Here is a 12322-nt window from a genome sequence, read left to right as displayed (position 1 = left end):
GATTAATGTTTAACTTTGTGTATTCGGCATCTAACATTAAAAAAGAGGATAAGATAAGGAATGCAGGCACCAATAAACATCGCGCTGGTAGGAAATCCTAATAGTGGAAAAAGCTCCCTTTTTAACGCACTCACCGGGTTAAATCAGAAAGTCAGCAACTTTCCCGGGGTGACGGTAGACAAGAAAACCGGAACGGCCAACATTGTTTCGGGACTTTCAGCCAACATTATAGACCTTCCGGGGACGTATAGCCTGTACCCCAAAAGTGCGGATGAATATGTGACCTACGATGTTCTGATCAACCCGGCGAATGAAGACACGCCTGACCTGGTGATCATTGTTGCCGATGCCTCCAATCTGAAACGTAACCTCCTCTTCTGTTCCCAGATCATCGACCTCAAATTTCCGGTGATCATTGCCCTCACCATGATGGACATTGCCCGCAAAAAAGGCGTGGAAATAGATATCGACGGCCTGGAAAGGGAACTGGGTGTGCCGGTAGTGGCCATCAACCCCCGTAAAAACAAAGGGGTCACTGAACTGAAAAAGATCATTGAACTGGCTGCCCGCGGTAACTACAGCGCGGCTCCCCGCGATTTTATCAATAATGCTGCGCTGGCCGAAGCCGTGATCGATGACGTGAAAAAAGCAGTGCCGGCCTGCAGCGACTATGGCGCGCTGCATGTTGCTGTTAACACAGACGAACTGACCTTCCTTGACGCTGGCCAGAAAAAGGCTATCCGGGATTCGCTTCAGCGCAATCAATTCAATAAAACCAAAGTACAGGCGGAAGAGATCATGCAGCGGTACAACCGTATCAAACATATCATGAAAGCTTCCGTGGTGGAAGCCGACCCGCTACAGAAACAACTGCGCTCAGAAAAGATCGACGATCTGCTGCTGCACCGCTTCTGGGGATATGTCATCCTGCTGGTGGTGATGTTCCTCCTGTTCCAGAGCATCTTCTGGCTGGCTTCCTACCCGATGGACGCCATAGAAGCCGGTTTCGGTAAACTAAGCGGCTGGCTTACGACGGTACTACCTGACAATAAGATCACTGACGTGTTTGTAAACGGTATTCTGGCCGGTATCAGTGGATTTGCGGTGTTTATCCCGCAAATCATGATCCTGTTCGGGTTAATCACCGTGTTGGAAGATACCGGTTATATGGCGCGTATCAGCTTCCTCACAGACCGTCTCATGCGGCAGGTGGGGCTCAACGGGAAATCCGTGATGCCGCTGATCAGTGGCGTAGCCTGCGCTGTCCCTGCTATTATGGCCACCCGGACCATCGAAAACAAAAAAGAACGTCTCATCACCATACTGGTTACACCGCTCATGAGTTGCTCTGCGCGGTTGCCAATCTACACCATGATGATCGCCCTGGTGATCCCCGACAGAAGGATATTGGGCTTTCTCGGCCTGCAAGGCCTGGTGATGATGGGCCTTTACCTGCTTGGTTTCTTTATGGCCATCCTGATAGCAGCTGTCATGAAGCTGTTTGTGCGTATCAAAGAGAAGAGCTACTTCATCATGGAACTGCCGGTATACCGCGCGCCGCGCTGGAAGAACGTAGGCACTACCATGGTGGAGAAAGCAAAAATCTTTGTTACCGATGCCGGTAAGGTGATCGTGGTGATTTCCGTGATACTCTGGTTCCTGGCTTCTTACGGACCTGCCGGCAGAATGGAGCCGCTGCACGCGAAATATGAAAAAATGATCGCCGCCGTGCCGGAAGGCTCTCCGGAAGCGGATGCGCTGGACCGTGAATTCCGTTCTGAAAAACTGTCGCACTCCTACGCCGGCATCCTCGGACATGCCATCGAACCGGCTATCCGTCCGCTGGGTTTTGACTGGAAAATAGGGATCGCGCTGATCACTTCTTTCGCTGCCCGTGAAGTATTTGTGGGCACCATGGCTACCCTTTACAGCGTTGGTGAAAACCCGGACGATAATAATGCCACCCTCCGCGAAAAAATGGCATCCGCCAAATGGCCGGATGGCCGGCCGGTATATACACTGGCCGCAGGGCTTTCTCTCATGCTGTTTTATGCATTTGCTATGCAGTGTATGAGCACCATGGCCATCGTGAAAAGAGAAACGAAATCGTGGAAAATACCCTTTATTCAGCTGGTCTATATGACTTCACTGGCCTATGCCTGCAGCCTGATCGCTTTTAATATCTTCAAATAATATCTTGTACATTGCAGTAATGCTCACGAAATTGCATTACTATGAAAATGCTTTGTTACAGCTTATGTCTGCTTTTTGCAGGACCACTGTTGGCGCAGTCTTCTGTTGATTCTGCCCAGCTGCTGAAAGACGTGCGTACCCTTTCCGCCGATAAGTTTGAAGGCCGAAAAACCGGGACCCGTGGCAACCGCCTGGCCCAGTTTTATATTATCGACCGGTTTAAACAAATTGGTATCACCCCTTATCACAATACATACGAGTACCCGTTTTATTTTCAGGAAGGGAATAAAAAAGTCATGGGCACTAATCTCTTCGGCTATATTCCCGGGAAGAGCAGCGATGTAATTGTTATTTCCGCACACTACGACCACCTTGGCATCGGAAGGCCAAATGCTGCACAAGACAGTATCTACAACGGCGCTGACGATAATGCATCCGGCGTAGGTACCATCCTGGCGCTGGCGGCATATTTTAAAAAGAACCCACCTAAGTATACCTTGTTGTTTGTTGCTTTTGATGGGGAAGAAGAAGGGCTGCAGGGCTCCCGGGCGTTTGTACAGCAGCCACCGGTACCACTCAGCACCATCCGGCTCAATATCAATATGGACATGGTTTCACATAATGATAAGAATGAGTTGTATGTGGCCGGCTCTACGCCTTATCCACAGCTGAAAAAATTCATTGATTCGGCTGCCGCCAAAAGCAGCATTAAACTGCTGGCGGGACACGATGTTCCCGGTAGCGGTAGCGATAACTGGACCAACCAGAGTGATCAGGGGCCTTTTCACGCACAGAAAATACCTTTCCTCTATTTTGGGGTGGAAGATCATCCCGACTATCATCAGTTAACAGATGAATATGATCACATTAACCACCGCTTTTATTATCAGGCAGTGAAGACGATCCTGGAGATGACCAGGCAGATTGATGATGTAGGAATTTAGAGATTTACGAATTTTTTGATTTCGCAGAATGATATAACAAGAAGACCGAAGCGAGTAAATCGCTTCGGTCTTCTTGTTTATAGATGAAATCAAAAAATTCGTAAATGGATTTAGTTTCTCGGAGTTTGTATCATACCCTGAAAGCGGTTGTTCGGGTGCAGTACACCAATTCTGCCCGTATTAAGCTCAGTGGCGGCCATTCTGCCCAGCTGCGACGCCGGAATGCCCATATCAGTAAGGGCGGTACGTAACAACGGATCGTTGAGATTGCCCCAGTTGGTGGTATAGTCGTCTGTTACATTGATGGTAGGCGCAATACCATCGAAGTAAGCGCCTTCACCGGCAGAGTTGAATGTCTGGAAACAAACCGCATACATATCATACTGACCAAAAGTGATGTTGATGAAGCCTACTGGTTTGCCATAGGTGGTGGTACCGATGAGGTGAGGGTTCATGGTTGGTTTCAGCACATTGTACAGCAGTTCACTGGCCGATACGGTGCCATGGGTAACGAGGAAGCTCAGGTTGGTCAGTGCAAGAGAGCCCTGTTTCCGGAAACTGGTGGTTTTGTAGGTGGTGGATTCCTGCCGGAAGATTTCAGTCCAGTACGTATTAGGATTGTAGGGTACTGCCTTCATGTTCCGGAAGATATAGCTGTAGTTATTGGTATTCACATTGTTGTTGAACAACTGTGTATACATCACGGCGTTGTTCGCACTGGCCGGCGCGAGATTGTTGGCCAGGTATTCCGCGGTTTCGAGGAGGCCACCGCCGTTGTAGCGAAGATCCATGACTACCCGTGTAACGCTGGCCTGTGACCATGCGTTGAACAGCGAATCGAAGGTGGGCTTCACATCGTTAAGCGCCACGAAGTTATTGAACACAACGTAGCCTACCTTGGTGCCGTTAAAGTCATAGGTGTTGGCATACAGGGTAGGATTGAGTTTATAGGAGGCCGGTGCCAGTACGATAGTTTGGGAGTTATTGTCTGGTCTGCGGAATATCCAGGTAGCGCTTTTGCTGGCGAAGGCGGCGTTCAGTATATCATCTGTAGCCTGTCCCACCTGAAAGCTGGTGGTGCCATTCACACTGGTGAGCTGCCATCCCCGTTTAATGCCGGCTTTATCTGCCGGTGAGCCGGGGTACACGTACACCACATAGAGGGAGGTGTTTGTCTGATAGCCTACTTCAAAACCCATATCTCCCAAGATGCCGCCCTGGAGGGCGCGGGAGGTGGTACCGTCGTCGATGAAGCTGTATTTATCAAGTGGTTGGCCGTTCGTGTTGTTCTTCTTAATGGTGATGAGCGAACTGAACATGTTCTTGACAGAAGGATAGCTTTCCGGTTTAAAGGTGGCTGAATCGGGGATAACGTCTGTCCATAGGTAAATATCTTTAAATACGGAGAAGATGCTATCGTTGATATTGGCTTGTGGCCGTTGCGGTCCGGCCTGGTCCTTTTTTTTACAGGCAGAGAGAAGGGCGATAAATAGGAAGCCGGCAATCAGCCAGCAGTGTCGATTTGGTTGCATAGCAGCAAGTTTAGGATAACCCGAATGATTAAACGAACAATAGTAGCGCACTATTGTGGACCAAAGTTACCAAAGAGATCGTATCCAAGTTCTTCCGGCATAACCCCTTTGTTTTTTAGGCCCATATTAATTTTATCCCGCCAACGTAACTGCGCAGCCATATTGGTACCGTGATGGGTGTCGCGGTCGAAGGCGTACTGCATGCGGTTCATTTCCTGAAAGGATTGGAGATACTGATATTGTATAACGCTATCATAGTCGTCGCGGTTCAATGCTGTTTGCCGGAGTTTTTGTTTAAATCGTTCCACTACCAGCCGGGTGATATCGAAATGCAGCTGTTCGTGCATCAGGGCGTAGCTGTCGCGGGCGTCGTCCCTGACCCAGGAGGCGCTTTTGATGAAGAACACCTGCATGACGAGCTTGATTTTCAACGTGTCGTGCGTCACGGAACTGGCTCCTTCGTAGGAAAAGCTGGTATAGGACACCGCGGCACTGGGGCCGGCGGGGGAGGGTTTGCCCTTGAAGTCGTCCCAGCGCAGTCTGCGTCCGGAAGAATAAAAAAGGGTGTCTGAGTGGGTATTGTCCGGATCCTCCCGGTCCTCAAGTACCAGCTGGATGGTAGTAATTTTAGGCGGAAGAGCAGGAGGGGTGTGCGTTTTCGTCTGCCCGAAGGGCAAAAAAAGCATACAAAATATATGTAATAAGGATGGCATACCTGTAGACAACAGGATTAAAATTAGGAAAATGCCCGACTGCCTGTTCCCCGGCTTCAAAATTTGTAAATTCTATAACATTTGCCCTGGGCGTTTTAACAATCATTTTCTGCCATAAACGGGCTTTTTTCCGTAATTTACCTTCAACCAAAACAATCGCACTATGTACGGCGGCGGATATATTTTCGACGAACCAAACGGAAAACAGCTGCGGGAAGAACAACTGCACGATGATCCTGAAAAGCTGGTGGCTTTTGAAGAAAGAATTACCAGAGGAGAAAAAATTGAGCCGGGCGACTGGATGCCGGCGGAATATCGCAGACAACTCATCCGTTTGATTGAACAGCATGCGCACTCAGAAATAATTGGTGCATTGCCGGAAGGAACGTGGATTACCCGCGCTCCCGGATTCAAACGCAAACTGGCGCTGATTGCCAAAGTGCAGGATGAGATCGGTCATGGTCAACTGTTGTACAATGCGGCAGAGACCCTCGGAAAGTCAAGGGAAGCCATGATCAACGACCTGCTCAGTGGCAAATCCAAATATTCCAATGTATTTAATTATCCTGCCAAAACATGGGCGGATGTTACCGTGATCGGTTTTCTGATAGATGCGGCCGCTATCGTAAATCAGGTGGCCAACGCAAAAGGCTCCTATGGCCCTTATTGCCGGGCATTGGAGCGTATTTGTTATGAAGAGAGCTTCCACCTGAAACAGGGGCACGATGCTTTTATCGAGCTGGCTACCGGCACACCGGAACAGAAAGCCATGCTACAGGATGCGCTGAACCGCTGGTGGCAACCGATCATGCATTTCTTCGGTCCTCCCGACAAGACTTCCCAACACAGCGAAAAGCTGATGCAATGGAAGGTGAAGATGGCGAGCAATGATGAAATGCGCAATCAGTTCCTGGACAGTTATGTGCCCAAGATATGGGAACTGGGAATGACGCTGCCGGACCCGGCACTGCACAAAAATCCGGATACTGGTCGCTGGGAATATACCGACCCCGACTGGAACGAGTTTTTCCGGGTGATCAATGGCGGCGGTCCTTGTAATGCAGAGCGGCTGCAGGTGAGGAAATGGGCGGAAGAAGAAGGTCGCTGGGTACGCAAGGCATTAATGAACCCGACAGAACGGCGCTCACTGCCGGTTGCATAAATCGTATATACCTGCACGTTATAGCCTGCGATAGTGGTCGACAGGCAGATTTTCGTTTAATAAAAGCAATCAACAAATTCATGTCTAACGATTCTTTAGATCCGCGTGTCAACAGGCTGAAACTGAGTGATGCCAACGCGGTCATCAAAGTGGAAGAAGGGGAGAACTGGAATGTTTATGAAGTGTTCCACCAGGAGAAAAGAGGTGCCCATCACGAGCATGTGGGCTGTGTACACGCACCGGACCCGCAACTGGCACTGGTATTTGCCAAAGAACAATTTGCCCGCCGTAAAAAATGTGTGAACCTGTGGGTAGTCAGAAGTGCCGACATTCTGGCTTTTGATGTGGAAGATGAAGATATGTTCGCCAACAACCTGGAAAAGAATTACCGCGATGCCAGTGGTTTCAAAGTAATGGAGAAGATCAACAAATTCAAACAATCCAAATGATCAGCAACGCAGCATTAACAGACCTTATCATAAAGATGGCCGATGATGAACTGATTCAGGGCCACCGCAATTCTGAATGGACAGGCCTCGGCCCTGTGATGGAAGAAGATATTGCCTTTTCCTCCATGGCACAGGACAAGATTGGCCATGCCTGGGCATTATACCGCATCCTGCATGAAAACCTCGGTGGTGAAGACCCGGACCGCTTCGCTTTCATGCGGCCGGAAAAGGACTTCAGATGTTCACACCTTGTGGAGATGCCTAACGGAGGTTATGACTTCAGCCTGATGCGGCATTTTCTGTTTGACCATGCAGAAACGGTGCGGTATGAAAGCCTGCAGGACAGCAGCTTTGAACCGTTTCAGCTACTCAGTAAAAAAATAAAAGGGGAATTAAAATATCATACGCTGCATGCCAATGCATTTATCATGCAACTCAGTAAGGCCAGCGAAGAAGGATATGCCCGGATGCAGACAGCACTGAACGACACCATCGCGCTGGCGGCTGGCGTCTTTGAACCTTCCGCAGCCCATGAAGAAGCACTGATGGCAGAAAAAGTGTATCCCGGTGAAAAGGAATTGTATCATCGCTGGCTGGACCGTATTTATCCTGTACTGGTAAAGGCGTCCCTCAATCTCCCCGATATGAACACCATCACGCCGGTATATGGCGGCAGGCAGGGATTTCACACCACCCACCTCGCCCCATTGCTGAAAGAGATGGGAGAAGTATTCAACCTGGACACGGAGGCCAGCTGGTAATATGATGTTAGCAACAATTACACGGGAAGATGTATATCATGCACTGGAACAGGTGATGGACCCTGAAATACCGGTGCTCAGCGTGATAGACCTTGGTATGATTACCGGCGTAGAGATCACGGAAGGGCAGCCGGTGCTGGTCCGCATGATTCCTACGTTTGCGGCCTGCCCGGCAGTCAGCTATATCAAAGACAACATCCGGACAGTGGTGGAAAAGGCGCTCGGTATAGCCGTTACCGTAGAAATAGATAAACAGGTGCATTGGGAAAGTAACCGGATGACGGCTGCCGCCAAAGAGAAACTGAAGAATTTCGGTATTGCGCCGCCGCCGGTACTGGAAGGGGATGTACGTCCGGAAATCATGCTGAACACTCCTTGTCCGCACTGTGGCAGCGAACATACCTATCTCCGTTCACCGTTTGGGTCCACGTTGTGCCGCGCTATTCACTACTGCAAATCATGCGGTCAGGTGTTTGAGCAGTTCAAGCCGCTGGAATAAGCGTTGTTTCTATGTTTCCTAATGGCTATCGCAGGAAATGCCTATTTTTACACGTATTATTAGTGGCCATTGGCAAATTATACGATGAAACATGAGAATAGGTTTGTATTTCGGGTCTTTTAATCCTATACACACAGGGCATTTGATCATTGCCAATTATGTAGCATACAATACTGACCTGGACAAAGTATGGTTTGTGGTTTCCCCGCAGAACCCACTGAAGACCTCTTCTACTTTGCTGAACGAACATGACCGCTTTCATCTGGTGGAACTGGCCATCAAAGATGAGCCGCGCCTGCGCGCCAGCAATATTGAATTTTCCCTGCCACGGCCTTCCTTTACGGTAGATACGCTGGCATATATGGGAGAGAAATTCCCCACACAGGAATTTGCCATTATCATGGGAAGCGACAGTTTTCAGAACCTGCCGCGATGGAAGAATTATATGCACATTGTACAGCACTATCCGATTTATGTATACCGCCGTCCGGGGCATGATATCACCGAAACCTATGGTGCGCGGATAGAAGTACTGGACGCACCCATGCTGGACATTTCCGCTACCAATATCCGGCAGTGGATCAAAGAGGGCAAGTCGGTACGTTATATGGTGCCGGATAATGTGATCAACTACATTCAGGAAAATAACTATTTCCGTTAATCAGCAGCAGGATGGTTGGGATGTGCCGGCGCTTCCTGCTGGTGCCGTTGCCGGCGGTCTCTTCTTTTTACCAGGTATTCGTTGGAATAGATCTCCAGCAAGAGGATAAACATGGAGATCAGCAGTGGGCCGAATATCAGGCCAATGAAACCAAAGAGATTAACGCCGATGATCACGCCGAAGATGGTGATCAGGGGATGAACATCTGCTATCTTTTTAGCCAGCAGGAAACGGGAGATATTATCGGAAATGCCTACCACCCCGAAACCATATACCAGCACAGCGATTCCCTGCCAGGTGTTGCCTACGGCCAACAAATAAATGCCCATCGGCACATATACCGCTGCCGCACCAATGACCGGCAGCATGGCGGTGAAGCAGGTGACCACAAACCAGAAAAATGGTTGCGGAACACCAAAAACAAGATATCCGATCAGCGATACCACACCTTGTATCACCGCAATCAGCGGTATTCCCAGTGCATTGGCAAATACCAGGGTGTTAAATTCCCGGCCTAATCTATCCACATTCTCATCCCGCAGGGGAATATATTCATACAGGGTTTCCTCCATCTTCCGGCCGTTCACCAGCATAAAATACAGGATAAAGTACATGATGGCGATCGCCGTCAGTGTATTGAACGTAGCGCCAAGGAAACCAGGCAGGAAGGCGGTTATCGCTTCCTGCACCTTTTGCAGTTGTTGTGTGGAAAGCAGGTCTACCCCGATCTCCTGATGTAATCTTTCATTGAGTTCCCGCGCTTTGTTGATCAGATCTCCGGAATGGGCCGCGGCATAAGCTACCCGGGAAGAGAGCATGTTCACCAGCGCGCCGATAGGCAACAGGATGATCAGAAAAGAGGCGGTCATCAGGAGGGCGGCGGCAAGGGTCGTCTTCCATTTCCGGGCTTCCACCAGCCGGAACATCCATTTCCGGCAGATGACATACAAGGTCACGGCACCCAGGAAACCCGGGAAGAATATGTATGTTTCCTTAAACAGCAGGATAGCCAGGAAAAGGATCAGTAAAAGAAACCCAATTTGTTTGAGGCGGTCGTTGTCCAGGTAGCTCATAGTACAATAATATCGGATAATTTAACGGTACGGGCAAAAAGCGAACCAGCGCTTTGGACCATGATAGCTAAACAAAAAACCGCAAAGCTTGTTCTTAATGCGGAATTTTAGTGGAAAGTTTTATACATTATTCATTTATGGAATGGTGTTTGTGAACCTTTAGGTACCAAAAATGAAAACTTTATTCTCTCATCTTAAAAAACCTATTTTATGAGTACAAGTTCCAAAGCTGTTGTTTCTTTTATTGTTGGTGCGGCCGTAGGCGTAGCAGTAGGGTATTTCCTCAACTCTGACAAAAAAGATGAACTGGTAGGAAAACTGAAAGACCAGACAGACAGGCTGAAAGACAAATGGAGAAAAAGAAAGGACCAGTTCCAGGATGAATTGGAAAATGAGTTGGCATAACCCCTAAGCTGTTTAAAAAACATTGCATGGAAGAAAATTTCGGCAACTATTTTAACCAAACGGGCAAGGTTGCCAGAGAATATCTGGAAACCCGGCTGGACCTGCTAAAGCTCCAGGCAGCAGGAAAGCTGTCGAAGGCATTGGGATTGTTTTTTTCCCTGACGATGGCTTTCCTGTTGTTCTTTTTCGTGATCGTTTTTCTCGGAATGGTAGTAGGGTTCTGGATTGGTGAAATGACCGGCAGTTTCACGATTGGTTTTTCGTGTGCAGCAGGCCTTTTTGTATTGTTATTTGTGGTGATCCTGCTGTTCCGCCGGCAGTTGATCCAGAGACCACTTACCCGGTTGCTGTTGACTGAATTGGTAGAAGAGATCGCAGAAATAGATGAACAATCCGGTCATATTCATAACCAGCCCGGACATGATCAGGATACATATGGACATGTGCCCAATGAAGAGGCTACAGAAAACACTTCAAAAGGATAACATGAAAAATGTTTACACATGCGTAAGGTAAAAGTAACCAATCAGGAGACCCTTGACCTGGAAATAGCCCGTTTGAAGATGCGCTCCCGGCAACTGGAAAATGATTTGGGAAAGCGGGTTGACTTCTTCAAAGACAACTACAAAAAGATGGCGCTCAATGCCGTTATACCCGGCAGTGCCAGACATAGCGGTATGTTGAACGTAGCGGCGAACGTGGCCAAAATGGCCTGGAGCAGTGGTAAGTTCAAAAACTTTGCTACCGGCGCCCTGATGACGGCACTGGAGTTTATTGGTGTTCAACTGGGCATCAATATTTTCAATAAAGTGACCAACCGCCGCAAGAAGAAAAAAGCAGCACAGGCCAACACGGAAGAGGAATAGTTATCCCCATACTTTCGTTCCCTCACTGCAATTGGCGCATATATCGATGTTTTTCCGGGTTTCAAGGATCTGGCTACGGAAACGTATATACTCTTTATTGTGCCATAACGCCTTGAATGATTCTTTTTTGAGGTTACCCAGCCGGTGCTGTGCATCTTTATCGAAGCAGCAGGGCACTACCAGGCCATCCCAGGTAACTACCGGAGAATGCCACAGGCGCCAGCAATGGTTGCCCAGCTTATTTTTGATAGCGTAGGTACCATCTTCATTGCGGTGGTAACGCGAATATTTATCAATGGTAGGAATGAGGCGGTTGCCTTCTTCGTAGTCATATACCTGTGCGGTCTTGAACCGTACCTGATCTACCCCGATTTCTTTCGCCAGTCTTTTGATGTCTTCAATCTGATGTTCGTTGGGCTTTACCACCAGGAACTGGAAGAAAACAAAAGGTTTATTGGACTTCAGTTCTTTTTTCCACTTCACGATGTTTTTGGCGCCTTCAATCACTTTGTCCAGTTTACCGCCTACCCGATACTGCGTATATACGTCCTGGGTAGTGCCGTCTATGGAGATGATGAGGCGGTCCAGCCCACTTTCCACCGTTTTTTTGGCGTTGGCGTCTGTCAGATAGTGCGCGTTGGTGGAGGTAGCGGTATAGATGCCTTTGTCAGCAGCATATTTGACCATATCCAGGAATCCGGGGTTGAGATAAGGTTCTCCCTGGAAATAAAAGATAAGGTATAACAGCTCTTTCGAGATTTCATCGATGGTTTTCCGGAAAAAATCCTGTTCCAGCATACCGGTAGGGCGGGTAAAAGCCCGGAGGCCGCTCGGACATTCCGGGCAGCGGAGGTTGCAGGAAGTGGTGGGCTCAAAAGACATGGAAATGGGATAACCCCATTGTACCGGTTTATTGGTCCACTTGCTGATAAAGTAGCTCCCCAGCACTTTCCCGGCGTTTAAGGCGCGGCGGAAAGTGAATTTGGAAGCGAGGTTCAGGGTGTCATTCAGGTTAAAATCGGGCATATAAAATTCGCTTGACCTATGTAAAAGTAGCGTCTTTA

Annotated in this window: 14 protein-coding genes; 10 read left to right on the top strand and 4 right to left on the bottom strand. The window is 48.7% G+C overall.

The window, feature by feature from the left end; translation table 11 throughout:
- The first annotated feature begins 60 nt into the window (after positions 1–60).
- Both feoB and HHL17_RS02955 read left to right on the top strand, forming a co-directional pair.
- Entirely contained in the window at positions 61–2193 is a 2133-nt protein-coding gene (feoB, locus tag HHL17_RS02960; protein WP_169223303.1) for a ferrous iron transport protein B, read from the top strand.
- A gap of 41 nt (positions 2194–2234) precedes the next feature.
- Complete coding sequence (locus HHL17_RS02955) at positions 2235–3137, top strand: M28 family peptidase (protein WP_169223302.1); 903 nt, start codon at positions 2235–2237, stop codon at positions 3135–3137.
- 110 nt (positions 3138–3247) lie between these two features.
- Here HHL17_RS02955 and HHL17_RS02950 read toward each other — a convergent pair whose 3' ends face one another.
- Positions 3248–4669 (bottom strand): S41 family peptidase, encoded by a 1422-nt coding sequence (locus HHL17_RS02950; protein ID WP_169223301.1) that lies wholly within the window; start codon positions 4667–4669, stop codon positions 3248–3250.
- Positions 4670–4719: 50 nt separating this feature from the next.
- On the bottom strand, positions 4720–5355 hold the full coding sequence (locus HHL17_RS02945; RefSeq protein WP_169223300.1) for a DUF922 domain-containing protein: 636 nt from the start codon (positions 5353–5355) through the stop codon (positions 4720–4722).
- Positions 5356–5545: 190 nt separating this feature from the next.
- On the opposite strand from HHL17_RS02945, the gene paaA reads away from it, so the two are divergent.
- From paaA to nadD, 5 genes are all read left to right on the top strand, one after another.
- Positions 5546–6544 carry a 1,2-phenylacetyl-CoA epoxidase subunit PaaA gene (gene paaA, locus HHL17_RS02940; protein ID WP_169223299.1) on the top strand — a complete coding sequence of 333 codons (999 nt, stop codon included), beginning with the start codon at positions 5546–5548 and terminating at the stop codon, positions 6542–6544.
- 80 nt (positions 6545–6624) lie between these two features.
- Positions 6625–6993, top strand: coding sequence for a 1,2-phenylacetyl-CoA epoxidase subunit B (locus tag HHL17_RS02935; RefSeq protein WP_169223298.1), 369 nt, complete (start codon positions 6625–6627; stop codon positions 6991–6993).
- On the top strand, positions 6990–7754 hold the full coding sequence (gene paaC / locus HHL17_RS02930; protein ID WP_206155896.1) for a 1,2-phenylacetyl-CoA epoxidase subunit PaaC: 765 nt from the start codon (positions 6990–6992) through the stop codon (positions 7752–7754). Before HHL17_RS02935 ends, paaC begins: the two co-directional genes overlap by 4 nt.
- A 1-nt stretch (position 7755) precedes the next feature.
- Positions 7756–8253: a 1,2-phenylacetyl-CoA epoxidase subunit PaaD gene (paaD, locus tag HHL17_RS02925; RefSeq protein ID WP_169223297.1), complete on the top strand. Its 498-nt coding sequence runs from the start codon at positions 7756–7758 to the stop codon at positions 8251–8253.
- A 91-nt stretch (positions 8254–8344) separates the two neighbouring features.
- On the top strand, positions 8345–8914 hold the full coding sequence (gene nadD, locus HHL17_RS02920) for a nicotinate (nicotinamide) nucleotide adenylyltransferase (RefSeq protein ID WP_169223296.1): 570 nt from the start codon (positions 8345–8347) through the stop codon (positions 8912–8914).
- On the opposite strand, the gene HHL17_RS02915 is transcribed toward nadD, so the two are convergent.
- Entirely contained in the window at positions 8911–9987 is a 1077-nt protein-coding gene (locus HHL17_RS02915) for an AI-2E family transporter (protein WP_169223295.1), read from the bottom strand. The genes nadD and HHL17_RS02915 overlap by 4 nt on opposite strands.
- Before the next feature lie 210 nt (positions 9988–10197).
- Between HHL17_RS02915 and HHL17_RS02910 the strand changes: the two genes are divergently transcribed.
- Genes HHL17_RS02910 through HHL17_RS02900 form a run of 3 tightly spaced genes read left to right on the top strand, consistent with a single transcriptional unit; the run spans position 10198 to position 11258 of the window.
- Positions 10198–10392 carry a YtxH domain-containing protein gene (locus tag HHL17_RS02910; protein ID WP_169223294.1) on the top strand — a complete coding sequence of 65 codons (195 nt, stop codon included), beginning with the start codon at positions 10198–10200 and terminating at the stop codon, positions 10390–10392.
- 26 nt (positions 10393–10418) lie between these two features.
- A complete protein-coding gene (locus HHL17_RS02905; RefSeq protein ID WP_169223293.1) occupies positions 10419–10877 on the top strand; it encodes a hypothetical protein in 459 nt (152 codons plus the stop codon).
- An 18-nt stretch (positions 10878–10895) separates the two neighbouring features.
- Positions 10896–11258, top strand: a complete 363-nt coding sequence (locus HHL17_RS02900; RefSeq protein WP_169223292.1) for a hypothetical protein — start codon at positions 10896–10898, stop codon at positions 11256–11258.
- Here the strand turns inward: HHL17_RS02900 and HHL17_RS02895 are convergent, their stop codons facing one another.
- Positions 11259–12284 carry an SPASM domain-containing protein gene (locus HHL17_RS02895; protein ID WP_169223291.1) on the bottom strand — a complete coding sequence of 342 codons (1026 nt, stop codon included), beginning with the start codon at positions 12282–12284 and terminating at the stop codon, positions 11259–11261.
- Positions 12285–12322 lie beyond the last annotated feature (38 nt).

The organism is Chitinophaga fulva (genome assembly GCF_012927205.1).
In the GTDB taxonomy this organism is placed as follows: Bacteria; Bacteroidota; Bacteroidia; order Chitinophagales; family Chitinophagaceae; genus Chitinophaga; species Chitinophaga fulva.
This window is presented reverse-complemented; position numbering and strand designations above follow the sequence as displayed.

What these genes read in the sequence shown, in the direction of transcription:
- HHL17_RS02905 (WP_169223293.1), top strand. Translation starts at nt 10,419, where the DNA reads ATGGAAGAAAATTTCGGCAACTATTTTAACCAAACGGGCAAGGTTGCC.
- paaA (WP_169223299.1), top strand. Translation starts at nt 5,546, where the DNA reads ATGTACGGCGGCGGATATATTTTCGACGAACCAAACGGAAAACAGCTG.
- feoB (WP_169223303.1), top strand. Translation starts at nt 61, where the DNA reads ATGCAGGCACCAATAAACATCGCGCTGGTAGGAAATCCTAATAGTGGA.
- HHL17_RS02950 (WP_169223301.1), bottom strand. Translation starts at nt 4,669, where the DNA reads ATGCAACCAAATCGACACTGCTGGCTGATTGCCGGCTTCCTATTTATC.
- HHL17_RS02945 (WP_169223300.1), bottom strand. Translation starts at nt 5,355, where the DNA reads ATGCTTTTTTTGCCCTTCGGGCAGACGAAAACGCACACCCCTCCTGCT.
- nadD (WP_169223296.1), top strand. Translation starts at nt 8,345, where the DNA reads ATGAGAATAGGTTTGTATTTCGGGTCTTTTAATCCTATACACACAGGG.
- HHL17_RS02915 (WP_169223295.1), bottom strand. Translation starts at nt 9,987, where the DNA reads ATGAGCTACCTGGACAACGACCGCCTCAAACAAATTGGGTTTCTTTTA.
- HHL17_RS02900 (WP_169223292.1), top strand. Translation starts at nt 10,896, where the DNA reads ATGCGTAAGGTAAAAGTAACCAATCAGGAGACCCTTGACCTGGAAATA.
- HHL17_RS02895 (WP_169223291.1), bottom strand. Translation starts at nt 12,284, where the DNA reads ATGCCCGATTTTAACCTGAATGACACCCTGAACCTCGCTTCCAAATTC.
- paaD (WP_169223297.1), top strand. Translation starts at nt 7,756, where the DNA reads ATGATGTTAGCAACAATTACACGGGAAGATGTATATCATGCACTGGAA.
- HHL17_RS02935 (WP_169223298.1), top strand. Translation starts at nt 6,625, where the DNA reads ATGTCTAACGATTCTTTAGATCCGCGTGTCAACAGGCTGAAACTGAGT.
- HHL17_RS02910 (WP_169223294.1), top strand. Translation starts at nt 10,198, where the DNA reads ATGAGTACAAGTTCCAAAGCTGTTGTTTCTTTTATTGTTGGTGCGGCC.
- paaC (WP_206155896.1), top strand. Translation starts at nt 6,990, where the DNA reads ATGATCAGCAACGCAGCATTAACAGACCTTATCATAAAGATGGCCGAT.
- HHL17_RS02955 (WP_169223302.1), top strand. Translation starts at nt 2,235, where the DNA reads ATGAAAATGCTTTGTTACAGCTTATGTCTGCTTTTTGCAGGACCACTG.